The organism is Pseudomonas sp. PAMC25584 (assembly GCF_058135675.1).
Genome location: NZ_CM176870.1, coordinates 3,337,032 through 3,362,666 on the forward strand (window position 1 = coordinate 3,337,032; position 25,635 = coordinate 3,362,666).

The following is a 25,635-nucleotide window of genomic DNA, read 5'->3' on the forward strand; positions in this document are numbered from 1 at the left end:
TTGCGCCATCGCCACACAATGCTTCCAAGACAAAAACAATTATTCAGGAGAATCATCATGGGCGAAGTCGTCCTGGCCGCAAAGATCTGCCACGTACCCTCGATGTACCTGTCGGAACTGCCCGGCAAGCACCATGGTTGTCGCGAAGCCGCCATTGCCGGGCACAAGGAAATCGGGCGCCGCGCCCGCGAACTGGGCGCCGACACAGTGGTGGTTTTCGACGTGCATTGGCTGGTCAACAGCGGCTATCACGTCAACTGCGGTGAGCATTTCAAGGGCACCTACACCAGCAATGAGTTGCCGCACTTCATCAAGAACATGGAGTACGACTACCCCGGTTGCCCGGAACTGGGGGAACTGATCGCGGCTGAAGCCAACCTGGCCGATGTGCGCACGATGGCTCACAACATCCCGAGCCTGGAGCTGGAGTACGGCACCCTCGTGCCGATGCGCTACATGCACATGGGCGTGCCGGACGAGCAAAAATTCGACGTGATCTCGATTGCCGCCTGGTGCGCCTGGCACCGCCTCGAAGACAGCTTCACGTTTGGCGCCGCCGTGCGCCGCGCGATCGAGAAGAGCGACCGCAAAGTCCTGGTGCTGGCCTCGGGCTCCCTCTCCCACCGTTTCTCCGACGACCGCGAAGCCGAAGCCAACATCCACAACTGGACCCGTGAATTCGACAAGCAGATGGACATGCATGTGGTGGACATGTGGAAGCAAGGCCGCTTCAAGGAGTTCTGCGCAATGCTGCCGGACTACGCCGAGCACTGCTTCGGCGAAGGCAAGATGCACGACACCGCGATGCTTCTCGGCCTGCTGGGCGGCCCGGACTACAACAAACCGGCCGAGATCATCACCCCACCGTTCGGCAGCTCCGGCACCGGCCAGATCAACGCCATTTTCCCCCTCTGACCCAGGGCGAAGAACCCACGTGGGGGCCGACAGCTCCCACAGGACAGATCCGCGTCACCGATCAAGGGAGGAGACACCCATGCCGCACTTCATTGCTGAATACACCGACAACATCGAGCAGCAGGCCGACTTGCCCGCGCTGTTCGAGAAGGTCCACACCGTGCTGGGCGACAGCGGTGTGTTCCCCCTGGGCGGCATCCGCAGCCGCGGCGTGCGCCTGGACACCTGGCGCATGGCCGACGGCAAGCACGATTACGCCTTCGTCCACATGACCCTCAAGGTCGGCCACGGACGCGACCTGGACACGCGCAAAACCGTCGCCGAACGCCTGTTCAACGTGATCACCGAACACTTCGCCGAACTGCAGTCGCAGCGTCTGCTGGCGCTGTCGTTCGAGATGATCGAGCTGCACCCCGAACTCAACTTCAAGCAAAACAACGTGCATGCCTTCTTGAAAAACCAGGCGAGCTGAACACTGCCCGCCTTCCGCCAACGGCCACTCAAAAAAAAGTACAACATCATGAGCACAGCCAATACCGCCAACAGCACCACCCTGCTCGAACACCAGCGTACCCATAGCCTCGTCACCTGGCGCCTGATGCCCTTGCTGCTGATCTGTTATCTGTTTGCCCACCTGGACCGCATCAACATCGGCTTCGCCAAGATGCAGATGAGTACCGACCTGCACTTCAGCGACACGGTTTACGGCTTCGGGGCCGGACTGTTTTTCATTGCCTACGCGTTGTTCGGCGTACCGAGCAACATCGCCCTCGACCGCGTCGGACCACGGCGCTGGATCGCCTGCCTGATGGTGGTCTGGGGCCTGCTGTCCGCCAGCATGCTGTGGATCGAAAGCTCCAGCGGTTTCTACGTGCTGCGCTTTTTGCTGGGGGTGGCCGAAGCCGGCTTCTTTCCGGGGATTCTGGTGTTTCTCAACCGCTGGTACCCAGCCCGTCGCCGCGCGCAAGTCACCGCGCTGTTTGCCATTGCCGTGCCGATGGCCGGTGTGATCGGCGGGCCGTTGTCCGGCGCGATCCTGGAACACTTCCATGATTTTGGCGGCCTGCGCGGCTGGCAGTGGATGTTCCTGATCGAAGGCGCCCCGGTGATCCTGCTGGGCCTGGTGGTGCTCAAATGCCTGCCGGACAGCTTCGAGACGGTGAACTGGCTCAGCACGCTGCAGAAACAGCAACTGCGTACACAACTGAGCAGTGAGGAGCAGCGCAAATCGATCACCTCGTTCGGCGGCATCCTGCGTGACCCGCAGGTCTGGCTGCTGGTGGCGATCTATTTCGCGGTGATGCTCGCGGTCAACACCCTGGCGTTCTGGATGCCCACCCTGATCCACGGCGCCGGCATCGGCCGTGATAGCCAGGTCGGCCTGCTCAGCGCGGTGCCTTACCTGGCCGGGTGTTTCTTCATGATCGGCTGCGGGCGCTCATCCGATCGCAACCGTGAGCGACGCTGGCACCTGTGTGTGCCGCTGCTGATGTCGGCCGTCGGTATCGCGGTGGCCGGGCTGTCGCCCGCCAACCCGACCCTGGTGTTGTGCGGCCTGGTGATCGCCGGCATGGGGGCCAGCGCGGCGCTGCCGATGTTCTGGCAACTGCCTCCGGCCTTCCTGTCCAACGGCACCCAGGCGGCCGGCATTGCCCTGATCAGCTCGTTCGGCAGTATCGCCTCGTTCCTCGCGCCCTACCTGATCGGCTGGATGCGTGACACCACCCAAAGCGCCAGCCTGGCCTTGTATGTGCTGGCGCTGTTTATCGCCCTTGGCGGCTTTTTGGTCCTGCGTACCCCTGCGGCCATCGTCAACCCACAGTAAGAGAACTTCGTCATGCTCGATCAACAGCAGATTCTGCAAGCCGCCGCACACCTGGACCGAGCCGAGCGCTCACGCGAACAGGTCCGGCAATTCTCGCTGGACTACCCGGCGATCACCATTGACGACGCCTACGCGATCCAACGCGCCTGGGTCGCACAGAAAATCAAAGACGGGCGCAAGTTGGTCGGGCACAAGATCGGCCTGACCTCGCGGGCCATGCAGGTGTCGTCGAACATCAGCGAACCGGACTACGGCGCGCTGCTCGATGACATGTTCTTCGACGAAGGCACCGACATTCCGTTCGAGCGTTTCATCGTGCCACGGGTCGAGGTGGAGCTGGCGTTCATCCTGGGCAAACCGCTGAAGGGGCCGAACTGCACGATTTTCGACGTGCTCGACGCCACTGAGTGGGTCATCCCGGCGTTGGAAATCATCGACGCGCGCATCCAACAGATCGACCCGCAGACCCACGCCACCCGTAAAGTGTTCGACACCATCTCCGATAACGCCGCCAACGCGGGCGTGGTCATGGGCGGGCGGGCCGTGCGTCCGACCGAAATCGACCTGCGCAAAGTGCCCGCCGTGTTGTACCGCAACGGGGTGATCGAAGAGTCCGGCGTGTCGGCCGCCGTGCTCAACCACCCGGCCAAAGGCGTGGCCTGGCTGGCGAACAAACTGGCGCCCTACGACGTGACGTTGCAGCCCGGGCAGATCATCCTCGGCGGCTCCTTTACCCGCCCGGTGGCGGCCAATCCCGGCGACACCTTCCATGTCGACTACGACATGCTGGGCTCGATCTCCTGCCGCTTTGTCTGACCCTGGAGGACCGTTCCATGGATATGCCCATCAACCGCTTCAAGCAGCGCCTGTGCAGCGGCGAGACGCAGATCGGCCTGTGGCTCGGCCTGGCCGATGCCTACTGCGCCGAGCTGGCGGCCAACGCCGGGTTTGACTGGCTGCTGATCGACGGCGAACACGCGCCCAATGACCTGCGCGGGATGCTCGGCCAGTTGCAAGCCATCGCGCCCTACGCGAGCCAAGCGATCATTCGTCCGGTGGTCGGCGATAGCGCACTGATCAAGCAATTGCTGGATATCGGCGCGCAAACGCTGCTGGTGCCGATGGTCGAAAGCGCACAGCAGGCGCGGGAACTGGTGCGCGCGATGCATTATCCGCCCCAGGGCATTCGCGGCGTCGGCAGCGCCCTCGCCCGTGCGTCGCGCTGGAACAGCATTGCCGGCTACCTGGATCAGGCCGACGCACAGATGTGCCTGCTGGTACAAATCGAGAACCTCGAAGGCCTGGCCAATCTGGAGGCGATTGCGCAGGTTGAAGGCGTCGACGGGGTGTTCATTGGCCCGGCGGATTTGAGTGCGGCGATGGGCTATCGCGGTAACCCAGGGCATCCCGCCGTGCAGGCCGCGATCGAAGACGCCATTGCGCGAGTTCGCCAGGCCGGCAAGGCGGCGGGGATTCTCAGCGCAGACCAGGCCCTGGCCAGGCGCTACATCGAATTGGGCGCCGCGTTTGTCGCCGTCGGGGTCGATACGACCGTGCTGATGCGCGGCCTGCAAAGCCTCGCGGCAACGTTCAAGGACGGCGTGGCGCCACTCCGGTCCGGCGGTGTGTACTAACCCCCTGCACGCAGCGCCCTCAGCACAACCAGCCCATTCGCCTGTTCGCGATGGGCTGGCACTCAGCGCTTGATAGCCTTCAACTCATCCAGCAACCCCAGCAGCGTCTGCAGCTTCTCTTCGCCGAACTGCGCCTGCAACTTCTGGTAGTTCTCCTCCATGCACTGGCTCATGGAGTCGAAGCTGGCCTTGCCCTTATCCGCCAGGGTCACCAGTACGCGCCGCTGGTCCTGCTCAGCCTTGCGCCGATGCACCAGGCCGGCAGTCTCCATGCGCACCAGCACGCCGGTCATGCTCGGTTTGAGAATGCAGGCCAATTCGGCCAGTTGATAGATTTCCAGCTCATCGTGCTGGCTGAGAATGCGGATAACCCGCCATTGCTGCTCGGTCAGGCCGTGCTCATTGAGCGAGGGGCGGAAAAAACTCATGGCCGCTTCGCGGGCCTGCAACAGGGTCAACGTCAGGGATTGTCGGAGTTTACGCATGGGTCTGGGCATCACAACTCAGTTAGTTAATATTTTAACGAAACTCTACCACTGTCCTCTTCACTGCGCGCTATAACTTGCGGCAGCCGCCAGGCCGCTGGCGCGCAGGATCAAAGCGGCGGCACACAGAATCAAGACAAGTGCGACGCCATGGCCCTTAATAAACACCATCACATCGTCACTTTCAGGCTGCGCCATGATCACTATCGAAACACCCACCTATTACACGGCCACCAAGAAATACAACCTCAGTTTCCCGTGCCTCGAACAGGACATAGACGCCGACGTGGTGATCATCGGCGGCGGTTTTTCCGGCATCAACACGGCCCTTGAACTGGCGGAAAAAGGCATCACCAACATCGTCGTACTGGAAGCGCGCTACCTGGGTTTTGGCGGCACCGGACGCAACGGCGGGCAGATCATGGCCGGGATCGGCCACGACCTGGAAAAGATCAAACAGGAAGTGGGCGAGGACGGACTGCGCCGGATCTTCGAGATCAGCGACCTGGGGGCCGGTATCATCAAGGACCGCATCGCCAAGTACGATATCGATGCCGACTTCTGCCACGGCTATGGCTACATGGGCTTCAACGCGCGTCAGGCCAAGACCCTGCGGGCCTGGGAAAAAGACTTCCAGTCGATCGGTACGGCCCACGAAATTCGTTTTCTCGGCGGCTCGGACGTCAAGCAAATCATCGGTTCCGATGCCTACAGCAGCGCCTTGCTGCACATGGGCGGTGGTCATGTTCACTCACTGAACCTGCTGCTCGGTGAAGCCAAGGCCCTGGCGGGGCACGGCGTGCGGATTTTCGAGAACAGCCCGGCCCTGGAAGTCAGCTATGGCGAACGCATCAACGTGCGTACCGGGCGCGGCTCGGTCAGGGCCAGCAAGCTGCTGTGGGCCTGTGACAGCTTCCTCAACAAACTGGAACCCGAGCTGCACCGATCGACCATCAATACCTATGCGTTCCAGATGATGACCGAGCCGTTGCCGGAACAGTTGATCCAGCGGATCAGCCCGATTCGCGGGGCCTACAGTGATATACGCCCGGTGATCGACTACTACCGTGTCACCAACGAAAACCGCCTGCTGTTCGGCGCTGCCACACCGCTGGTGGAGCATATCCCCCGCGACCTGAAAGCCTGGAACCGCCACCTGATGCTGAAAATTTTCCCGTACCTCAAGGACGTGAAGATCGACCTGGCCTGGGGCGGCCCGATGGCGTGCAGCCCGAACCTATTCCCCCAGGTCGGCACCCTGCCCGGCCGTAGCAACGCTTTCTACGTGCAAGGTTATTCCGGCTTCGGCGTGACCCCCAGCCACATCATTTGCAAGGTGCTGGCCGAAGGCATGAGCGAAGGGTCGGCGCGCTACGACCTGCTCAGTTCGATCCGCCGCCCGACCATCCTCGGCAAAGACGCGATCCGCCCGCTGTTGCTGACCGCCGGCAAGTCCTGGCACCAACTGTCGGGCTATTGGAACGGTCGCCGCTAATTTTTCCCATCAGGAGTACCTGCCATGACCCTCACCCCCCTCAAACACGACATCCAGCTTTCGGAACTCGACGCCTGGGGCACCGTGGCCGACCTCGGCTCGCAGTTGCTCGAAGGCGACGGCAAAGCCTTCGGCAAGATGACCTTCGGCGCGCCCACAGACCCGGTCAGCAGCGCCTATTTCGGTACCACCCAGGGCAAGTTCCGCATGGTCTACCCGTTTACCGAACAAGCCACGGTGGTCACCGGCGAAGTGCTGCTGACCGACGAAACCACCGGCCAGCAGACACGTTTCAAGGCCGGCGACAGCTGGTTCGTGACCAAAGGCACTGCGGTGCTGTGGGAAATCGTCAGCCCCAGCTTCGTCAAACACTACTTCGCCGTCGCGTAGTAGCCTCGGCTGCCGGCGCTCGCCGGCAGCTTCTTCGCTTCATCTTCGTTGAACGCTCACACTCCCTGCGCCACCTGCTGCACGTGGCTGGAGCGAAACGCCTTGGGCGAGACCTCGAACTGCTTCTTGAACGAGCGGCTGAAGTGCGCTGAATCGGTGAAGCCCCACTTGTAGGCAATCGCGGTGATCGACTCGCCGCGCAGGAACGGATTGGCGAGGTCATCTGCACTGCGCTTGAGCCTCGCCCGCTGGATGTAGCGGCATACACTGTCGTCCTGCGCTTCAAACAGCCGGTACAAATGCCGCACCGAGATATTCAGGCGATTGGCCAGGCCCAGCGGGCTCAATCCCGGCTGGCTGAGCGACTCATCGATGACTTTTTGCACGTAACTGCGCAGGTTGACGCCCGGCAGCGCCGCGCAGTCGTCGGTCGCCTCCTCCTGCTGCGCAAAGGCCGAGCCGAGCAGCGAGACCAACGCCGACTGCAACGCCAGGCCCTCCGCCACCGCCGCGTCACCCTCCAGCGCATCCGTGCACAATTGATCCATCAACACATGCAGCATGCGTCCGCAGGCTTTGCTTGAAGAAATTTTGCCGAAGGTACGTGGCCGGGTGCCAAGTTGCTTGCACACTTCATGGCGGGACAGGCACAGGGAGGCGTGCTCGATCAGCCCGAACGGGGTGATCTCGATGGAGCCTACCGAGTCCATCAGCAACAATTCGCCGGGGCCCAGCCGAATGACCTGACCGTCCTGGGCAATCTGGCTGTAGCCACTGCGTTGGCTGACCAGGAAACACTGCTGGTCGTCATCGTGGTCGGCGCGGACCTTGGGGCGCTTGATCAGGCCGGCGTTGGTGCGCAGGTTGGCCAGGGGCAGCCCGCCACGGGAACAGGCCGAGATATCACCGATAAACAGCGAGCGATTGAACGCCAGTTCTGTGTGGAAGTGCCCACAGATCGAGCGCAGATCGCGGGTCCAACTGTCGAGCCCATCTTGTCCAACCGCTTGCATGCTCATGGTTGTGTCCACCTTGGTTTTTTTGTTGTTGTCAGGCAATAGTTAACATGTTATCTAAGCGCCCGCAACACCTCCGTCTCAACCAAAGCGATTGCACTAATGGTGCCAAAACCTGCGATCAGAGTGCCGCCAGCAGGCGCTGAAAATGGAGCAAGGTCGCCAGCAACCCGCTGCGTTGATCGGGGCTCAGCGGGATATAGCGGCGAAACGCGGGCATGCGGTTAATCACCTCGCTACCGCCCATATGCTCCAGGCGCACACACCACTGACGGGCCTGCAGATCGATGCGCAGACGCTTGAAATCCAGCGGCATCAACGCTTGGAGCAATGCCCCGTGGGGCTGTAACAACGCCTGCAGCGCCGGGTCGCCGCTGCGTTGCCGGCAACGAATGCCGGTGCGCCAAACGGCTCCGGTGTGGTGCAGTTCAACACTTGCCGTGCCCTCTCGCGAGGCAGGTAGGCGCAGCACGAACTCAGTCATCACCAGGTGCATCAGCAACTGCGACTCGGCGCGTTCGACGATCTCCACGCGCAAGCGGCCATCGAGCAGGACCGCCTCGGCCACGGTCGAAGCGGTGTGCTGAAAGTGCGCCAGGCCAAGGTTACGGCGCAGGTGTTCCAGGGTCACTCCAGGGCGATACCCCGCCGGGGCGCGCCGGGCACTGAACCGCTCAAACAGGCTTCGCAGCATGGCGCTGATACTCGGTGTGAGGCTGGCTCGGTGCATGGGCGAATTCGTTGGCCAACACCGCTTCGACTGACGCCGGCTTGAACGGATTGACCTTCTGCACCACCAACGTCCAGAACAACGCATACGCCGCCGTGCCGGCCAGCATCACGCCAAACGGAATGTAGATGTCTGCCGGGTTCATCCCCGGCGGCGTGATAAACCAGATGCCCAGCAGGATGCCGACGCTGGACAGGATCTGCGGCAACGGAAACCATGGCGAACGATAGGCGCGCGGCAGGTCCGGACGGCGGATGCGCAGGCTCACCACCGAGATCGTCACCAACAGGTAGGCGAAACTCCAGGCACACACCGCCGCCAGCACCAGGTGCATGATGTTGTCGGTGTTGCCACCCAGGTACAACGCGTGCAGGCACGGAATCAGCATCGCCACCAGGATGCACAGCAGCGGGGTCTTGAAACGCGGGTGCAGGTAGGTGAAGACCTTGGGCAACGCGCCATCGACCGCCATCCCGTAGAGGATGCGCGGCACCCCGGCCATTAAGGTGTTGATGGTCGCGGCCCCGGCAAACAGGAAGCCGATCCCCAGCCACAGCGGGCCGATGCTGCCCATCACCTGTTCGGCGAATTTCGGAATCGCCATCGGTGTGTCTAGCAGGTGTACGCCACTGCCGGCATCGAGCAGCACGTTTTCCACCTGGCGCTTCATTGCCGCGCCGTAGATGAACATGCAACTGGCGACGCCGAGCAGCCCCAGCATCATGGCCTTGGGCATGACCTTGGCCGAGTTGCGCAAGTCCGGTGCCAACGGCGTGACGAATTCGCAGCCGACGAACATGAACATGGCCATGCCCACCAGCGACAGGATGGTGATCAGGTCGGTGCCCACCAACGATGCGCCGAACCAGCCGTCCAGTTGCACCGCCGGTGCCGCGATCAGCCCCAGCACGCCGAACACCGTCAAGGTGGTCCACATGCCGAAGGTGAGGATGATCTCGGCCTTGCCGAATGCGCTGACGCCAAAAGCATTGAGGATGCCGAACACAATCACGAAACCCACCCCCAGCAACCACGAACCGCCGGCCGACTCCGCCAGGGTATTGAGGTGTTCGAAGTTCACCAGCGCCATGACCCCGGAGAGGATGGTTTCCGCCGTACCGGCAAAGACATGCACGATCAGGTAGGCCGACAAGGTGCCGGTGATGGCGAAGAACCGGCCCATGCCGCAATTGATGTAGTCGTAGACCGAGCCGGTGGTGGGCAGGATTGCCGCCGCCTCGGCAAAGGTGGTCGCCTGGGCCAGCATCATCACCACCGCGATCAGCATGGCCACCGCAAAGGCACTGCCGCCGATGCCGAAGCCCATGGTGGCGGTGAGGATCACCGGGCTGGCCATGATCAGGCCGATGGTGCTGGCGAGCGCCGTGGGAAAGCCCACGGTGCCCTGTTTCAAATGTGCGCTAAGCCGGTCGTTGATCAACATGGTGCAGCCCCTCAAGCAGCGGATTTTTAGACGTTGAGCCACTGTGCGCCCTGCCTCGATTGAGCGTCTTGCCCCTGGCTGCCTTGGGTTTTGTTGCTCCCTGCCACCGCCGGCCGGCTGGCGGCCTGGGTCAATTGCCTGGCACGCAGATGAAAGACGCCGCCCGGCCCCGCTCGCCTTAATGCGCCTCCACTCATCCAGTTGGGGACACTGACCATGGAGCACACACACAACACGCGCCGACTGTACCAGGCCGTCGGCATGGGCCTTGCGCTGTTGATCGGCGAATCGTCGGTCCAGGCCTTCGAGCTGTATGCGGACGACGACACGCGACTAAGCGGCAACTTCCTGGCCGTCTACGGGATGTTCAACAGTCGCAAGAACTACGACGGCACCCCGGGCGGTTCCACCTGGCGCGAAGGTTTCATCAAGTATGGCGTCAGCCTGGAGCAGCGCTTGGGCGGCCTGGGCAGCGTCTACGGCACGGCCAACCAGGTCAGTTCCGGCACCTGGGGCGATGGCGATGCCTCCGGCGTGACCACGGGCAGCGAACGCACCAGCCAATTTGACGAAGCCTTCGCCGGCTGGCGTTCTGGCGAACTATTCCCGGTGTTGGGCACGGACGGCGTGGACCTGTCCTTCGGGCGCCAGCTGATCATGCTCGGCGATGGTTTCATCATCAACGATGACGGCACCAACCTCGGCAAGGGCGTGGCAGACGGCGAATTCAATCGGGGCGGCGCCTACTACCTCGCGGCCCGCCATGCCTTCGATCAAACCGCGCTGCTGCGCCTGGGCGGCAAGGAGGGCGTGCATGGCAGCCTGATGTGGATACAGTCGGACAATCGCGCCCAGGCCAACACCGAAATGGCCGCCGGCACCCTGGAATACAGCGCCGCCCCGGGCACCCTGGGGTTGACCTATATCCACGGCATCAGCGTCGACGAGCGCTACGCCAATGACCTGCAAAAACAACGGGCCGGCATGAACCTCTATAGCCTGCGCGGCGCCGGGAATGCCGGCATCGAAAACGCGCACTTCGCCGCCGAATATGCCTGGCAGGACACACGCATCGGTGCGCAAAACGCCTGGTACAGCGAGGCCGGCTACACCTTCACCAGCCTGCCGTGGTCGCCGGACCTGACCTATCGCTACACACGCTATTCGAAAAACTGGGACGCGATGTTCTCGGGCTTCAATCGCGGCTTTGGCACCTGGGTGCAGGGCGAAGTCGCCGGCAATTACGCGGGGCCATTCAATACCAACGCGGTGATCCAACATCTCGCGCTCAAGGTCAAGCCGGCCCAAGCCGTGACCCTCGGCGCCTTGTTCTTCGATTACCAGACCGTCAGCACGCACGGCATGCCAAACCTGAACGGCCGCGAGCTTGACCTGTACGCCGAATGGGCGGTGAGCGAGCACCTGATCGTCACCCCGCTGCTGGGCCTGTACAAACCCGAGCGGGACCAGCACAACGCTGGCAACCAAGTGGGGGGGAATGGCACCAACGTGTACAGCCAACTGACCGTGGCGGTGCCGTTTTGATCGAACCAGGAGCCGCCTTGCGCCGCTCCTGAGCCTTTTCGGGGCTAGCCAGCGTGGCTGATCAATTGCTTCAACACGGTTTTGAAGGTATCGATCTGCTCCGCGCTGAATGCACTGAACACCTTATCCTGCTGCTCCTGGGCAATCGACCAGAGGTCTTCAGCCTGTTCGAGGCCTGCGGCGGTCAGGCGCACGCGGCCGTCAGGGTCACTGACCAGCGCCTTGCGCTTGAGGTTGGCCACGGCTTCGTCGATCTCGCGCACCGGCATTGCCACCTCACGCAGCAATTCAGGCGTGCTCAGGCCGGCATCACTTTCCAGCACCATCAGCATGCGCGCTTCACTGGTGCGCAAGCCGGTGGACAATTGCCGAGGCTGGTAGCCGGATTGATAGGCCCGCACGGCCTGGGTCATCAGGTAATACAGGTTGTGGCTGAGGCGCCCTTGAAAATGACTGCTGGGCGCTTGGCTGTCGTCGCGCCGGGTCATACGTGAGTGCGGCAGGACCATCGAATAGGCGCCCTGGTGATACAGCAACGGCGAGCGGCCGAAATCGTCGAACGCCACCACCTTGCCGATCATGATCCAGTGATCGCCACCGTCAACTTGCTGGTATTTTTCGCAGTGAAAACGCGCCGAGCAGTCGGCGAATACCGGTGATCCGCCCTCGCCCGGTTCAAACTCGATTTCGGCGAAGCGGTCTTCCTTGGGCCGCGCGAAATTATTCGACAGGTCGATCTGGTCGGCCGCCAGCACGTTGACCGCAAAGTGGCTGGCCTGCTCGAACACCTCGTGGCTGTTGGAGCGTTTGTCGATGCTCCACAGCACCAGCGGTGGGTCCAGGGACACCGAGTTGAAACTGTTGGCCGTCACGCCAACCTTGCGCCCGCTGGCGTCGGCGGCGGTCACCACGGTGACGCCGGTGGCAAAATTGCCCAGGGCGCGGCGGAAGGCACGTGGGTCGAAGGGGGTTGGGCTTTTATCAGACATGCAAGACTCCCGGACTGCGTGCACAAGCAGTCCTGATTATTGTGATGGGGCGTGGGGCGAGCGACTCAGATCATGCTGGGATCGGGCTCGAGGCCCATCAGCTCGCGGCCAAGGATCTGCGCGCAGACGTCGTAATCGGTGTACGCGTGGGCGCCGGTCATGTGCGAGTCACGGAACAGGCGCTGCAGTTCGTTGTGCTCGAACCAGGCGTTACCACCGGCAGCTTCGAACAGACGGTCGACGGCCTGGATGCACATCTTGGTCGCATAGGCCTGGTTGGTGCGCCAGAACGCCAGGGTTTCGCGGGTCGGATAGCGATGCTGCTCGCTGTGCTCGGCATGCTCCTGCCAGGTCTTCTCGAGAAAGGCTCGGGCGGCGGCCACCTGGTGCGTCGATTCGGCCAGGCGCATCAACGCCGGCGTCGCCGCGCCCACGGCCGCCCCGGTGTAGGCCCGCACGCGGGTTTTGGTCTTCTCGCGGAAGACATCCAGCATGCGCTCGGCGACCCCCAGGCTTACGGTGGAAAACCCACTGGCGAAGTACGGACGGTACGGCGAGTAGAAAATCTTGCTGTCCGGGTACAGACCGAAACCTGCGGACTTGCCTTCCATCATGTCCTTGGCTTTCTGGATGCGGTGTTCCGGCACAAGCACGTTCTCGATGATCAAGGTCTTGGTGCCGCTGCCTTTCATGCCGGCGGCAAACCAGTCATCGCGAATCGCATAGTCGCTGCGCGGCAGCACCGCGAAGCAATAGTCCTGGGTGCCTTCGGCGTTCTTGCGCCGGAAGCCGACTATCGCCCACTCGGCATGGTCACAGCCGCTGCTCCAGCCCATCTCGCCACTGAACAACACGCCACCGTCGACCTCTTCGGTGCGGCCGAACGGCGCGATACTGCTGCTGGCGGTGGCGTCGGGATTATCGCCCCAGACTTCCTGCTGCAACTGGGCGCAAAACATCGCCAATTGATGACTGTGGGTGCACAGCAGGCTCATCGCCCAGGCCGTGCTGGCGCAGGCGCCGGCAAGTACGGCGATGCAATCGGCAAATTGCGGGAGGGAGATTTCCATGCCGCCGAACTTCCTGGGCTGAAAAGCACGGTGCAGGCCGATGCTTTTGAGCAGCGCAATGTTTTCGTCGGGGACCTTGCGGTCTTGCTCCGCCTGGAACGCATTGGCGGCAATGGTCGGCAGAATGGACTTGAGGTCTTCGAGGAGCGGGTTTGGCTTTTTCATGGACGGCCCTGCTTATTATTGGATGTCCGGCTGCTGTCCAATATCGAGGAGCGGCACCGGCTGCAGGCCCAGTATGGGGTGAGCGGCACGCTGCGAAAATGTACCTTCCAGATGCAAAATTGTACTTTCCATGGGTATTGATCCTGCCCGTCAGCCGCAATAGACGCGGCGTTGGCAGACACAGACATGGCGCCGGGCAGTCACAGTCAAGCCGCCGTGACAGCCCTTGCTTAACCTCAGGGTTTTCTCTTGTTCACCACCAGGAAAACCCCATGACCGACATCCCCCTGTTGCCCCAAGTCGAAGCGTTTTTGCGTCGAAGCCATGCCCTGTTTATCCACGGCGGCTACGTGCAGAGTCAGTCCAGCCAGACCCTCGAAGTGATCAACCCCGCCACCGACCACGTGATTGCCCACGTCGCCGATGCAAACGCGGCCGACGTCGATGCGGCGGTGGAGTCCGCCCGCCGTGGCTTCCAGCATTGGTCCCAGGTCGCCCCGGCAGTGCGCGGCAACGTGCTGCTCAAACTTGCCGACCTACTGGAACAACACCGCGAGGAACTGGCTCAGATCGAGACGTGCCAATCGGGCAAGATCATCCAGATTTCCCGCGCCTTCGAAGTGGACCAGGCCGCGCACTTTCTACGCTACTACGCCGGCTGGGCGACCAAGATCTGCGGCCAGACCATCACGCCGTCCCTGCCCTCCTTCGCCGGCGAACGCTACACCGCGTTCACCCTGCGCGAACCGGTGGGCGTGGTGGTGGGCATCGTGCCGTGGAATTTCTCGACCATGATCGCCATCTGGAAACTCGCCTCGGCGCTGGTCACCGGCTGCAGCATCATTATCAAGCCCAGTGAGTTCACCCCGCTGACGATCCTGCGGGTCGCCGAGCTGGCGGTCGACGCAGGCCTGCCCGCCGGCGTCCTGAACGTGTTGACCGGCGGCGGCCCGGTGGGTCAGGCGCTGATCGAGCATCCCGGCACCGATAAGGTCTCGTTCACCGGCTCGGTGCCGACCGGCATCGCCGTAGGCCGCGCGGCCACGGGTGCCGGGCTGACCCGCGCAACCCTGGAACTGGGCGGGAAAAACTCGGCGGGGTTCCTGCGTGATGTGGACCTCGACAAGGCGGTCAACGGCATCATCGAAGCGGGCTTCCTGCACTCCGGGCAGATCTGCGCCGCCGCTGAACGTTTTTTCGCCCATCGCTCGCAGATCGAGCCGATCATGAGCCGCCTGGCCGAGCGTCTGGGCAAACTGAACATCGGTTCGCCGCTGGATGAGCGCACCGAATTCGGCCCGGTCACCCACCGCCAGCACCAATTGAAGCTCGACGGTTTTTTTGCCAAGGCGCGTGCCGAAAACAACACGATTATCCACGGTGGCCGGTGCATGGATCGCCCTGGGTGTTATGTCGAGCCCACCGTGATCCTCGCCAACAGCATCAACGACAGCGTGCTCAACGAGGAAACCTTCGGCCCGATCGCCACGTTCTTGCCCTATGACAGCGAAGACGAGCTGCTGGAACTGATGAACAACACACCGTATGGCCTCAGCGCCAGCCTCTGGACCAACGACCTGGGCAAAGCCCTGCGCATGGTACCCGCGATCCACGCCGGCACGGTGTGGGTGAACATGCACACGCTGCTCGACCCGGCGGTGCCGTTTGGCGGGGTTAAATCATCGGGCATCGGTCGGGAATTCGGCTCAGCGTTTATCGAGGATTACACCGAACTCAAATCGGTGATGATTCGCTATTGATCCAGCGCCGGCATGGACCGTGTCCATGCCGGACAGCCGTTGATTCAGTAGAAGTACGCCAGGCGAAACTGCAGCGAGTTATCAATCTTCACGCCCTCACGCACCGACGTGTCATGCATCAACTGCCCCATCACCTGCACCTGCTTGCCCAGCATGGTCGCGACGGTAAAACCGAGCGTGCCATTGCTGCGGCTGGTGGCCAGGGTTTCATGGTCGAGGGTCTCGCGCGCGCCCCAGTTATGACGATAAGAGATCGCGGCGTAAGTGTCGGGGGTGAAGTTGTAGCGCAGGTGGTTGTGCAGTTGCAGCAACGGGTCTTTTTTGGCGGCGGTGGAGCGCTGCTCGTCGTAGAACTCGGTTTCGGCGATCACGTCCCAGGTGATTTTATCGGTAAGGCCCTTGATGTAACCGACCTGAAAGTCCAGCGCCCAGCGATTGCTGCTCAAGGCGAAGCCTTGGTTCTTCTCGCTGCCGGTGGGCGCGGTGACGAACACCGACCAGCCCAGGTGTTCGTTTTTGGCCAGGTCGGCGATGGTCCACACCGTCCCACCGAAGGTGATATCACCCAGCCCCGAGTTCTTGCTGTCGGTGGCGCCGGTCTTCTGGTAGCCGAAGGGGATGACGATTTGCGGGTCCCAGGTCAGCCCGGTGTTGAAGAACTCGGTGAAGTGGATCAGACGCAACACCCCGACGGTCATGTCGAGGTCGAGGTTGTCGGCGACTTTCTTGCCGCCCGAATACACCTTATCCCCGCGTGGGTTCTGCTGGTACAACACCACCACATCGGTGCCTTTGGGCAGCGCGGTGTAGTCGCCCGGATCAGGTTTTACATCGGCCTGGGCCAAAGGGGCCAGACCGGCGAAGAGAGCGCTGAGAGTCAGAGTGCTAAGTGTTTTCATGGCGTGTCTCGTTATTTTTATTGGAGGCAGAGCTTCGCCATGACGACGCCGTGGGGCGTCGTCAGGCATGGGTGAAACCGTAGGCGATCAGTGGGTGTCGACGTGCCCGGCGGCCTTGAGGTCGGCCTGCAGATCCTGGTTGCGCTTGACCAGGTATTGACGGATCAATTCCATGTCGTCGCGCTGGAGAATGTCGGAGAAATTCGGCATGCCCTTGGTGATCAGCGCTCCGCTGACAAAGGCCGGGAACGCCGCGTGTTTGTCGTCACTCAGGTAGCGCAGGTCCGGCACCACGCCGCCGCTGATGGCGTTGAGGCCGTGACAACCTGCGCACAGGCCATTGAACAGACCGCGCGCCTGCACCAGTTGCTCAGGCGTTGCCGTGAGTGTCTGGTGGGTGGTCGGTAGCACTGGCGCGACCTTGGGCGGCGGCAGTTCGCCGTGGGCGCCGAGCTTGAAGGCAATCACCCGCGACTCGGCGCGCACCTTGCCCTTGTTGGTCAACGGCCCGGTCAGCAGCGGAATGATCCCGCCCCAACCGACTGAGAACGCCACGTATTGCTCGCCATTGACGGTGTAGGTGACGGGCCCGGCCATGACCCCGGAGTTGGCCCGATGCTCCCAGAGCTGCTCGCCGGTGTCGGCGCGATAGGCGACCACGCGCCCGTCGGCAGTGCCCTGGAACACCAGATTGCCCGCCGTGGCCAGCGTGCCGCCGTTGCCGGCGCTGATGTAGGGCTGCTTCCAGGCCGCTTTCTGTTGGACCGGGTCCCAGGCGATCAGCTCACCACTCCAGGCGTCACGAATTTTATTTAGGATTTTCGGGTCTTCAGGCAAGTCCGGTACATCCAGCCCGAAGTTCACCACTGACTTGTTCGACAGGAACATCGGCGCCTTGGCTGCCTTCAGCTCGGCCAAGGTGTACTGGGCCGGAATATAGACGTAGCCGGTCTTCGGGCTGAACGACATGGGGTGCCAGTTGTGCCCGCCGAGAAAGCTCGGCTGCACCACTTTCGGCTCCTTGGAATAGTCGGCCGCGCCGGTCAGGATCGGGCGGCCGGTTTTCATGTCGATGCCGCTGGCCCAGTTCACCGGCACAAAATTCTTCGCCGAGAGCAACTGGCCGTTGGTGCGGTCGAGCACGTAGAAGAAGCCATTCTTCGGCGCCTGCATGATCACCTTGCGCACTTTGCCGTCCAGCTTGATGTCGGCGAGGATCATGTGTTGGGTCGCGGTGAAATCCCACTGGTCTTGCGGCGTGATCTGGTAATGCCAGACGTATTCGCCGGTGTCCGGCCGCAGCGCCAGGATCGACGCCACGTAGAGGTTGTCGCCCTTGCCATTGGTGCGGAACTGATAGTTCCAGGGCGAGCCGTTGCCCGTGCCCACATACAGGAGATCCAGTTGCGGGTCGTAGGCCATGGAGTCCCAGACCGTGCCGCCGCCACCCCATTTGACCCAGCCGTCGCCGTCCCAGGTTTTCATCGCCTTGGCCATCGCCGCATTTTCCGGCGGCAGTTTCGGGTCGCCTGGCACGGTATAGAAACGCCACACCTGTTTGCCGGTCTCGGCATCGTAAGCCGTCACGTAACCGCGCACGCCGAATTCAGCGCCACCGTTGCCGATCAGCACCTTGCCTTTGACGACGCGCGGGGCGCCGGTGATCGAATAGCTCTTGGTACGATCGATGATCGTGTCGACGCTCCACACCGGCTGACCGCTGGCCGCATCGAGGGCAATCAAGCGTCCGTCAAAACTGCCCACGTAGGCCTTGCCCTGCCAGACCGCCACGCCCCGGTTGACCGGCCCGCAGCAACCTTGGCTGAGGTTTTCGGGCGGCACCTTCGGGTCGTATTTCCAGAGCAACTCGCCGGTAGCGGCATTGATCGCATAGACAATACTGAAGGCCCCCGTGGTGTACATCACCCCATCGACCACCAGCGGCGTGGCTTCGGTGCCGCTGTCGATATCCAGTTTCGTCGTCCAGGCCATGCCCAACTGGCCGACGTTGCTCGCATTGACGCTGTCCAGCGGGCTGTAGCGCTGCTCGTCGTAGGTGCGGCCGTGGCTCATCCAGTTGCCCGGCTCCTGGTCAGCGGCGATGATGCGCCGGCCATCGACCTGAGCCGGACCGGCCAACACCACCGAGCACAACGCAGCCATCAGTAAAGGGCTGCCTATCAGCAAGCTCCGTGTTCTCATTTTTATTTTTCTCCAGCAATAAGCGGCTCGGTATCAACCCCAGCCCAGGCCACCTTATTAGAGGGCCTGCCACGCCCTGCGACTTGACTGAGTCTGCCAAACCGCTTGGCATTCCCTGCCAGGCCGGCACTTAGGAGGCGTGTTGGCGAAAGTCCCGAGGGGCGTACTGGAAATGGCGCTTGAAGGCCCGGCTGAAATGCGCGGCGTCGACAAACCCCCATTTGAAGGCGATTTGCGTAATCGACTCATGCCGCAGGTCTTGGGCGCGCAGGTCCTGAGCTACCCGCTCCAAGCGACGTTGCTGGATGTAGCGCGCAATACTCTCGTGACGCTGCTCAAACAGCCGGTAGAGCTGGCGCACCGAGACGTTCAAGCGTCGGGCCAAATATTCAGGGCCCAGTTCAGTCTCTTGCAGCGAGGCTTCGACCAGCCGGGTGGCCAGTCCGTAGATATCATCATGGCCCACGCAGGCGAAACCGGGTTGGCCCTCGGCCCGCTCGTCCAGGCCGGCGGCGGTCAAACCGATCAGTGCTTGCTCCAAGGCCGGGCCATCGCTTTGGCCGCCATAACCCTCACTCAACTCCACGTCAGCCAGCGAGCGCACCAAGGTGCGAATCATATGAGTGGCCACGCTGTTGCGCGCCAGCTTGCCAAACAGCGCTTGCTGGCTCAGTTGCAGGCTGACTGCCTGGCGTGACAAATGAATCGAGATGTTTTGCACCAAGCCTTGAGGTTCGATCTCGAAGGCCTGCGCCGAGTCCACCAGGGCGATGTCTTCAGGCCCCAGTTCGAGCACCCGGTGTTTTTGGCGAATGCGCTGATGGCCGCTGCTCTGGAGGATCAGAAAGCAGTGTCGATCGTCGTCGCCATCGCCGTGAGTGCGGTGGCGGCTGATCAACCCTGCGTTGGTGCGGATATGCGCCACTTCGAGACCACAGACATCCTGGCCGTGGACGCTGCCGATAAACAGGCGGTGCTGATCGGACATCATCGTGCTGAAGTTACCGCACACCGCACGCAAGTCACGGTTCCAGTTGGCGAACTCAGCGCCAGCGTGAAATAAGGCAGGCATACCCCCTCCACCGATTATTTTTAGTTATACCGTTAACATATTATCTATCTTGCTCAGGCGCAAGCGACTCGCCCCCAGTTTTTCTCAAAGCGCTTACGAAGCTGCACGCATACCAAGGGCCAGTGCCAGGCCTAATGGATGATTGCTGACATGCCCGCGTTTGCCGAGACGGCGACGGACGACACCCCGCTCAATACCGTGACTGTGATTTCAACCGGCTTGCGCGGCCACCGTCGCCTGACCAGGCGCTACTCGGCCGCGCAGTCACGCGCCGCGATGCCTTTCTCCTGGGCATACGCGGCGGACTTGGCCTCGATCAACGGGCGCAAGGTGGCGCGGTCGGCCTGGACCCAGTCGGTCACCAGCAGCCACTTTTGCCCGTCCCACTGCTGCACTCGGGCCGAACCGCCGCCTTCGTGGTCGGCGCAGGACAGCTTCAATGGCGCCAGCAAGCCTTCGAGGCCCAAGGCTTTGATGCGAGCGACGTCGATGTCCAAATGCTCGAACGCCCAGCGCGTTTCCTCACCGTTCAACCCACGGTTGCCGAACTTGGCCTGGCCGGTGCGTAAGGCTTCGACGGCAATGGCCGCGTTGATCAGGCCAATGTTGTAGTAGACCTTGCCAAAGTAACTCGGGTCTTTGAGGTTGCTCTTGCCCGGGTCCAGGATGAACTGCTTGAGTTTGCGGTGGATCTCAAAGTTGTCGCCACCGGGGAATGGCGCCAGCGCCTGGTAGCCTTTGGCGGCGGTGCCCGCAGGGATCACGTCGGCTTCGGAGCCGGCCCACACATCGCCGATCAGGCGGTCCACCGGGATGCCAAAACGCACGGCGGTCTTGATGCCGACCGGGGTGGACACACCCCAGGTGCGCAGGAACACCCAGTCCGGGTTGATCTGGCGCACCTGCCGCCATTGGGTCGACTGCTCGTTGCCGGGGTCCGCCACCGGGATCTGGATATTCTCGAAGCCGTACTTTTGCGCGAGCAATTGCATCGCCGCCTGGGTTTCACGTCCGTAGGCGGAGTCGTGGTAGACCGTGACGATCTTCTTACCCTTGAGTTTGTCCAGGCCGCCTTCGCGCTGGGCGATGTAGTTGATCCCCACCGACGCCTGGCCGTAGTAGTTGAGCAACAGCGGGAAGGCATAAGGGAACACGCGGCCATCGGTCGACTCGGTACGCCCGCCGGCACCGTCAATCAGCGGGATATGGTCGACAGCGGCACGGTCCATCAGCGCATAGGACGCCGGCGTGCTGTGGGTGAAAAAGAAGCCGGTCGGCGCGCCGTCCAGGCCGGTCTTGTAGCGTTCGTAGCATTCGATGATGCGGTCGGTCTTCCACTCGGTCTCACACTCCTGCCAGACCAGTTTGACGCCGTTCACGCCGCCTTCGACCTCGTTGATATAGCGGAAGTAGTCGATCTCCCCCGCCCACCACGGGATGCCGCTGGAGGCATAGGCGCCGACCCGGTAGGTCGCCAGCGGGATGAACTGTTGATCATTGGCCGCCTGGGCCACGGCGGGCAGCAGCCCGCCCAAGGTGCCTATTGCCAGCACGCCGGCGATAAACGTGCGTTGCAAGGTGTTGTGCATGGTCTGGTTTCTTTTGAAAAGTGGGGGTTATTCCTCCCGTTGTCGGGTCAGTGCCAATTGACTGACAACACAATTCATGCCAAACCAATACACCCTTTAATTCAATAGGTTACGTTGGCCCTGGGCCTGCGAAATCGCACAGTTTATTGAACGGCTGTTGCCCCACCAACAGCCGGAGCGCTTCCCGTCAGTCGATAAACCGCTGCGGCGCAAACGGCGCCATCGCCGCCGGCATCTCCCCCGTCAACACCCACTGCGCAATCGCCTGCCCAAACAACGGCGCAAATTTGAAGCCATGCCCGCTCAACCCTGCCGCGACCATCAGCCCCGGCACGCGCGGGTCCGGGCCGAGCAGCGGATTACCATCCGGCGTGTCGTCAAAGAACGACACACGGCGCCCGATGGGCTGCGCACCCAGCAGACGCGTCAAGCGTTGCGCGGCGCGGTCACGGTAGGCCAACACCTGCGTGTCGCTGAAGGTGCGGTCGAAGGCATCCGGGTCGATGGGCGCCCCTTCGGCGCCGCTCAATGCGCCGATCACGTAGCGGCCGGGGCGATCCGGGCGCAGGTAGAAGCCGGCGTCGCGGTCGCAGTAGCCCGGCATCGGCTGATCCGCACCGCAGACCTCGACAATGCCCACGCAGTGCCGTGTGGCGTGGATCGGCAGCGGCGCGCGGCACTCGGCGGCCAATGCGGCGGCCCACGGTCCGGCGGCGTTAATCACGTGGCTGCTGGCGATAAACCCGCTGTCAGTCTGCACGCCGATGACGCGTCCGGCCTGGCGCACAATCCGCCGCACCGCCCGGCCCTCTTCGATCACCGCGCCCATCGCGCTCGCACCGGCGGCAAAGCTGCGTGCGGTCAGACGCGGATCGCAGTAACCGACGTCCGGTTCGTAGACCGCACCCGCCAGGCCGTCGGTGTACAGGTCCGGCACCCGCTCGCGCATCTGCTCAGTGCAAAGCCATTCAAGCGCAGCGCCTGCGGCCTGCAGGTGGGCGACGTTGGCCTGGGCGGCCGCTTGCGCGAGCTCGGCAATCCCGGTCAGGAACCCTGTGCGCTGGTAGCCGCATGCGCCGGGATAGTGCTGCGGCCAATCGCGATAGGCGCGTACACCTTGCGCCGCCAGGTGACTGAGCGCGGGGTCGGCATAATAAGCGCGCACGATCCCCGGCGATGCGCCCGACGACCCGCTGGCAATCGCGCCTTTATCCAGCAACCTGACCGACGCACCGGCCCGCGCCAGGTGCCAGGCCGCGCTGGTGCCGGTGGTCCCGGCGCCGATCACGATCACGTCGGCGTACTCATGCATCGCTGGCGGCCCCGGCAAGTACCACGCTGGCCGGCAAGCACGGCGCCAATGCAGCCGGCGACAGCGGCGCAAAGCGCGGGCGCAGCCAGGCCTGCAGCCGAGGCTGCGAGGCCGCATAGAGCGCCTGGATCAGCGGCAACCCGTCATGGCCCAGACGCTGCCACAGGTACTCGGCCAGGCGCGGCATGATCGGCGCGGCCAGGTACGCCAGGCCCTTGAGCCACAGGTAGGCGTGGCCGGGCTGCGTGACGTCCAGGTCGGGGCGTTGCATCCACTGATGCAGCACCGCCCACGCCTCGCGCACCGACACCGCGTTCAACCGGAAGGCCTGTCCCAACCGGGCGACAGCCACCTCCAGGCCCGGCAACAACGCAGGGTCGATGGACTGCACCCGAGCGTGATCGAGGGCACCCAGCGCCAGGTCGATACGACTGTCGAGCGCCCCGGCCAGGTCCACGTTGACCACCTCGACAAACTCCTCCACGGCGAAATTGGTTTCGCCCTGCTCGGGGCTTTCGCGGCTCAGGAAGTAACGCACGGCGTCGCTGGTCGCCGGGGTCTTTTCGACGATATCGGCGGCCCACACCACATGCAGTCGGCTGGTGGAAAACTTCGCGCCTTGCAGGTTGTAGAAGTAGTTGGTCAGCACGTAATCAAACGACCGGTGATCCTGCAAGGCATCCATCACCGCGACACTGCCGGCCAACAGCAGCACCGCGTTGTCGATGCCAAAACTGACCAGCGTCGTCACCTCGCTGCTGCGCAACATCGCATGGCCGTGCTCGGGGGCGTTCTCTTGGGACCGATCAGCGCAGGTCAGCGCATATTCCCAGCCGGACTCGAACAACACACGCGGGTTGCCAAAGCGGTCCGGGCTCCAGGCGACGCCCCATTCGCCCGGTGCGGTCAGCCGTACCTGGCCGTTTTCGCGTTCGAGGAAGCGCGCAATCACCTCGATGATCGACGCCGGTGCACCGCAGGCGGCCATGCGTTGCAGCAACTGCTCGGGGTGGGCGACGCTCAGAAACAGGCTTTCGACCTCAACCCAGTGCAACGGGCTATCGCCCATGCGCGGTTGCGGGTTGAGCATGGCCTCCGGGCGAAACAGTGCGCCGCAGGCTTCGCAAAAGTAGCCGCCTGCCCCCGCTCGGCAATACGGGCATTGCCCCAGCAGCCAGGCACCCGCCATGTAGCGCCGGGTGTCCGGGCAATACAGCACGCGTTCGACCACGCTTTGCGTCACCCCGAGCGCCACCAGCCGCTCCACCGTGCGCTGGGCATTGCGCGCATGCTGTTGCGCATAGGGGCCTTGCACCAGGTCGAGGAAGTCATCGACCTCGACATCCAGCGCGCGCAGGTCATGGGCGATTTGCGCATGGTAGTCACGCACCACGGCTTCGGGCGCACGCTGCTCTTGCAGCGCCTTCCACACCACATAGGAGTCAAAGCCGTCGACTGCCGAGACCACGTCGACACGATGGCCCTGGCTGCGCAGGTAGCGCCCCAGCATGTCCATGCGCAAGTACGGTCCGGCGATATGCCCCAGGTGCAGCCGGCCGTTCGGGGTCGGCGGGATGGGCATCAGGAAGAAGGTTTGCGCGGCGATAGCGGTCATCTTTTCAATCCATCGAAACAGTAGAAAGGGTGGGTTTGGCGGTAGCGGGCGCATCGGGCCAATGGGCGACAATCAATTCAAGGGCTTCGCGGGCAATGCCCGGCGCCAGGCGGAAACCGGCGCCGCTGCCAGCGCCGGCAAACACCAGATTCTGCGAGGCGTCGACGCTCACCTGCGACTCACCGTCGGGGCTGTAGCTGTCGCAGAACACCCGGCCGCCACGACAGCGTGGCACCAACTCGGGCAGGTAGTGCGCCAGCGTGCGCGTGGCCACTTGCATATCGTGGCGGTTGATTTCCAGTGCATGCTTGCGCGGCGCTACGTCCCATTCATCGCACCGAAAGCTGAACAGCCACTGGTTACGTGCCGCCAACGGCATCAGGTACGCGTCGGCTTGCGGCAGGAACAGCGCTGCGGCGTTGGCCGGCGGCACACCGTCGATATGCAAGGCCACCACCTTCTTCACGCGCAGCCCATGGCGCGCGGCAAGCGCGCCGAACGGCGGCTCGCTGACCCAGGGCCCCGTGGCCACCAGGGTGCGCCGGGCACGCAGCGTGACGCCGTCGGCCAGGGTGATGCGCGTGCCGCTGCCCAGCGCATCGATCTGCTGCACGCCCACGCCTTCGATGCAGCGCACATGGGCACTGGCCAGGCTGTGGCTGATCAGCAACCGCGCCACCAACGGCGGCTCGTAGCTTTCGGCGGTGCCGCCACGCAGCAGGCTTTCGCTCGCGCCCACCGTGAGTGAGGCGCCCAGGCGTGAGGCCAGATCATGCACCGACAGCTCGGCAGGCTGAACCGGCGCATCGACCAGGGCCTGCTCGATGTGCGTGCTAAAGCTGTGCTCGGCCAGCCAGTACACCGGCGCTTGGGTGGTGCGGATGCCCAGGCGATCACGCAACGCCCGATACAGCGCGGCGCTCTCCCCGGCCAGGCGCCGTTCGCGGGCCGAGCGGCCGGTGGCCAGCAGCACGCCCGCCGAATGCGCGGTGGCTCCGTCGCCGATGCGGTAGCGGTCGATCAGCAGAATCTGCCAGTGCGGATAGCGTTGCGTCGCATGATGCAAGGCCCAGGCACCGATGATGCCGCCTCCGACAATCACCAGGTCGAAGTGCTGCTCCATGCTCATGCCCACCACACCGAAAACACCTGGACCTGGGTGGTGCCGTTGTTGCGCGCAAAATGCGGCCGCCAGGGCGCGAAATACACGCTTTCGCCATTTCTGACCGCGTGCCAGGTGCCGTCGTAGAAGACGTCCAGCTCCCCGCCGCTGATAAACCAGATTTCGTTCACGGCGTGCTTGTCTTTGTCGGTCACGCTGCCTGGGTCGAGGGTGAAACGCGATGACTGGATCGGCGCGTTGGCCAACTTGCCGGCAAAATGATGCAGGTACAGGCGCACGCCTGGCTGCGCTACGCGCTCCTCGGTTTCTCGAATCACCGGGGCATTGCCGTTGGGGGCAAGTGTGATGGGGTCCATGACC

General features: G+C 63.0%; 24 protein-coding genes. 9 read left to right on the forward strand and 15 right to left on the reverse strand.

From position 1 onward, the window contains the following. Positions 1–57: 57 nt before the first annotated feature. The 5 genes from hpaD (at position 58) to hpaI (ending at position 4,374) form a co-directional block, all read left to right on the forward strand. Positions 58–915 (forward strand): 3,4-dihydroxyphenylacetate 2,3-dioxygenase, encoded by an 858-nt coding sequence (gene hpaD, locus ACS5Q8_RS15200; protein WP_276193140.1) that lies wholly within the window; start codon positions 58–60, stop codon positions 913–915. Between the two features lie 79 nt (positions 916–994). Beyond that, positions 995–1,387 (forward strand): tautomerase family protein, encoded by a 393-nt coding sequence (locus ACS5Q8_RS15205; protein WP_276193141.1) that lies wholly within the window; start codon positions 995–997, stop codon positions 1,385–1,387. A 48-nt stretch (positions 1,388–1,435) separates the two neighbouring features. Beyond that, positions 1,436–2,740 carry an MFS transporter gene (locus ACS5Q8_RS15210; RefSeq protein WP_426099856.1) on the forward strand — a complete coding sequence of 435 codons (1,305 nt, stop codon included), beginning with the start codon at positions 1,436–1,438 and terminating at the stop codon, positions 2,738–2,740. A gap of 12 nt (positions 2,741–2,752) precedes the next feature. Continuing rightward, a complete protein-coding gene (gene hpaH, locus ACS5Q8_RS15215; RefSeq protein ID WP_108523999.1) occupies positions 2,753–3,556 on the forward strand; it encodes a 2-oxo-hept-4-ene-1,7-dioate hydratase in 804 nt (267 codons plus the stop codon). A gap of 17 nt (positions 3,557–3,573) precedes the next feature. After that, positions 3,574–4,374, forward strand: a complete 801-nt coding sequence (gene hpaI, locus ACS5Q8_RS15220; protein ID WP_465159094.1) for a 4-hydroxy-2-oxoheptanedioate aldolase — start codon at positions 3,574–3,576, stop codon at positions 4,372–4,374. Positions 4,375–4,436: 62 nt separating this feature from the next. Here the strand turns inward: hpaI and hpaR are convergent, their stop codons facing one another. Both hpaR and ACS5Q8_RS15230 read right to left on the reverse strand, forming a co-directional pair. Next, positions 4,437–4,859, reverse strand: coding sequence for a homoprotocatechuate degradation operon regulator HpaR (gene hpaR / locus ACS5Q8_RS15225; RefSeq protein ID WP_108523997.1), 423 nt, complete (start codon positions 4,857–4,859; stop codon positions 4,437–4,439). Positions 4,860–4,919: 60 nt separating this feature from the next. Then, positions 4,920–5,057 (reverse strand): hypothetical protein, encoded by a 138-nt coding sequence (locus ACS5Q8_RS15230; protein WP_276193145.1) that lies wholly within the window; start codon positions 5,055–5,057, stop codon positions 4,920–4,922. Here ACS5Q8_RS15230 and ACS5Q8_RS15235 point away from each other — a divergent pair. Together ACS5Q8_RS15235 and ACS5Q8_RS15240 are read left to right on the forward strand one after the other, a co-directional pair. Next, positions 5,056–6,354 carry an NAD(P)/FAD-dependent oxidoreductase gene (locus ACS5Q8_RS15235; RefSeq protein ID WP_276193146.1) on the forward strand — a complete coding sequence of 433 codons (1,299 nt, stop codon included), beginning with the start codon at positions 5,056–5,058 and terminating at the stop codon, positions 6,352–6,354. The two genes, ACS5Q8_RS15230 and ACS5Q8_RS15235, sit on opposite strands and share 2 nt — an antisense overlap. A gap of 24 nt (positions 6,355–6,378) precedes the next feature. Beyond that, positions 6,379–6,744 carry a cupin domain-containing protein gene (locus ACS5Q8_RS15240; protein ID WP_276193147.1) on the forward strand — a complete coding sequence of 122 codons (366 nt, stop codon included), beginning with the start codon at positions 6,379–6,381 and terminating at the stop codon, positions 6,742–6,744. Positions 6,745–6,800: 56 nt separating this feature from the next. Here ACS5Q8_RS15240 and feaR (ACS5Q8_RS15245) read toward each other — a convergent pair whose 3' ends face one another. From feaR (ACS5Q8_RS15245) to ACS5Q8_RS15255, 3 genes are all read right to left on the reverse strand, one after another. Further along, entirely contained in the window at positions 6,801–7,763 is a 963-nt protein-coding gene (gene feaR / locus ACS5Q8_RS15245; protein ID WP_276193148.1) for a transcriptional regulator FeaR, read from the reverse strand. 118 nt (positions 7,764–7,881) lie between these two features. Then, complete coding sequence (locus ACS5Q8_RS15250; protein WP_276193149.1) at positions 7,882–8,454, reverse strand: DUF3156 family protein; 573 nt, start codon at positions 8,452–8,454, stop codon at positions 7,882–7,884. Continuing rightward, positions 8,435–9,934, reverse strand: a complete 1,500-nt coding sequence (locus tag ACS5Q8_RS15255; RefSeq protein ID WP_276193150.1) for an APC family permease — start codon at positions 9,932–9,934, stop codon at positions 8,435–8,437. Before ACS5Q8_RS15255 ends, ACS5Q8_RS15250 begins: the two co-directional genes overlap by 20 nt. Positions 9,935–10,150: 216 nt before the next feature. Between ACS5Q8_RS15255 and ACS5Q8_RS15260 the strand changes: the two genes are divergently transcribed. Continuing rightward, positions 10,151–11,479, forward strand: coding sequence for an alginate export family protein (locus tag ACS5Q8_RS15260; protein WP_465159095.1), 1,329 nt, complete (start codon positions 10,151–10,153; stop codon positions 11,477–11,479). A gap of 44 nt (positions 11,480–11,523) precedes the next feature. Here the strand turns inward: ACS5Q8_RS15260 and ACS5Q8_RS15265 are convergent, their stop codons facing one another. Together ACS5Q8_RS15265 and ACS5Q8_RS15270 are read right to left on the reverse strand one after the other, a co-directional pair. Then, positions 11,524–12,468 carry a p-hydroxyphenylacetate 3-hydroxylase reductase component gene (locus tag ACS5Q8_RS15265; RefSeq protein ID WP_276193153.1) on the reverse strand — a complete coding sequence of 315 codons (945 nt, stop codon included), beginning with the start codon at positions 12,466–12,468 and terminating at the stop codon, positions 11,524–11,526. 65 nt (positions 12,469–12,533) lie between these two features. Further along, complete coding sequence (locus ACS5Q8_RS15270) at positions 12,534–13,703, reverse strand: p-hydroxyphenylacetate 3-hydroxylase oxygenase component (RefSeq protein ID WP_276193155.1); 1,170 nt, start codon at positions 13,701–13,703, stop codon at positions 12,534–12,536. 272 nt (positions 13,704–13,975) lie between these two features. On the opposite strand from ACS5Q8_RS15270, the gene ACS5Q8_RS15275 reads away from it, so the two are divergent. Continuing rightward, positions 13,976–15,463: an aldehyde dehydrogenase family protein gene (locus tag ACS5Q8_RS15275; protein ID WP_276193156.1), complete on the forward strand. Its 1,488-nt coding sequence runs from the start codon at positions 13,976–13,978 to the stop codon at positions 15,461–15,463. Between the two features lie 44 nt (positions 15,464–15,507). Here ACS5Q8_RS15275 and ACS5Q8_RS15280 read toward each other — a convergent pair whose 3' ends face one another. The 8 genes from ACS5Q8_RS15280 to ACS5Q8_RS15315 all read right to left on the reverse strand — a co-directional run bounded on the left by ACS5Q8_RS15280 (position 15,508) and on the right by ACS5Q8_RS15315 (position 25,631). Continuing rightward, positions 15,508–16,362, reverse strand: a complete 855-nt coding sequence (locus tag ACS5Q8_RS15280; RefSeq protein ID WP_443700224.1) for a transporter — start codon at positions 16,360–16,362, stop codon at positions 15,508–15,510. Between the two features lie 87 nt (positions 16,363–16,449). After that, complete coding sequence (locus tag ACS5Q8_RS15285; RefSeq protein ID WP_465159096.1) at positions 16,450–18,564, reverse strand: PQQ-dependent dehydrogenase, methanol/ethanol family; 2,115 nt, start codon at positions 18,562–18,564, stop codon at positions 16,450–16,452. Positions 18,565–18,694: 130 nt separating this feature from the next. Continuing rightward, on the reverse strand, positions 18,695–19,636 hold the full coding sequence (feaR, locus tag ACS5Q8_RS15290) for a transcriptional regulator FeaR (protein ID WP_276193159.1): 942 nt from the start codon (positions 19,634–19,636) through the stop codon (positions 18,695–18,697). Between the two features lie 248 nt (positions 19,637–19,884). Continuing rightward, positions 19,885–21,225: an ABC transporter substrate-binding protein gene (locus tag ACS5Q8_RS15295; RefSeq protein WP_276193160.1), complete on the reverse strand. Its 1,341-nt coding sequence runs from the start codon at positions 21,223–21,225 to the stop codon at positions 19,885–19,887. A 187-nt stretch (positions 21,226–21,412) separates the two neighbouring features. Further along, positions 21,413–22,537, reverse strand: a complete 1,125-nt coding sequence (locus ACS5Q8_RS15300) for an NAD(P)/FAD-dependent oxidoreductase (protein WP_465159097.1) — start codon at positions 22,535–22,537, stop codon at positions 21,413–21,415. Beyond that, positions 22,530–24,152 carry a methionine--tRNA ligase gene (locus tag ACS5Q8_RS15305; RefSeq protein ID WP_276193162.1) on the reverse strand — a complete coding sequence of 541 codons (1,623 nt, stop codon included), beginning with the start codon at positions 24,150–24,152 and terminating at the stop codon, positions 22,530–22,532. Before ACS5Q8_RS15305 ends, ACS5Q8_RS15300 begins: the two co-directional genes overlap by 8 nt. A gap of 4 nt (positions 24,153–24,156) precedes the next feature. Further along, the gene (locus ACS5Q8_RS15310) at positions 24,157–25,281 is read right to left on the reverse strand and encodes an NAD(P)/FAD-dependent oxidoreductase (RefSeq protein WP_465159098.1); all 1,125 of its coding nucleotides are present in this window, start codon (positions 25,279–25,281) and stop codon (positions 24,157–24,159) included. After that, the gene (locus tag ACS5Q8_RS15315) at positions 25,278–25,631 is read right to left on the reverse strand and encodes a cupin domain-containing protein (protein ID WP_276193164.1); all 354 of its coding nucleotides are present in this window, start codon (positions 25,629–25,631) and stop codon (positions 25,278–25,280) included. Before ACS5Q8_RS15315 ends, ACS5Q8_RS15310 begins: the two co-directional genes overlap by 4 nt. Positions 25,632–25,635: the final 4 nt, after the last annotated feature.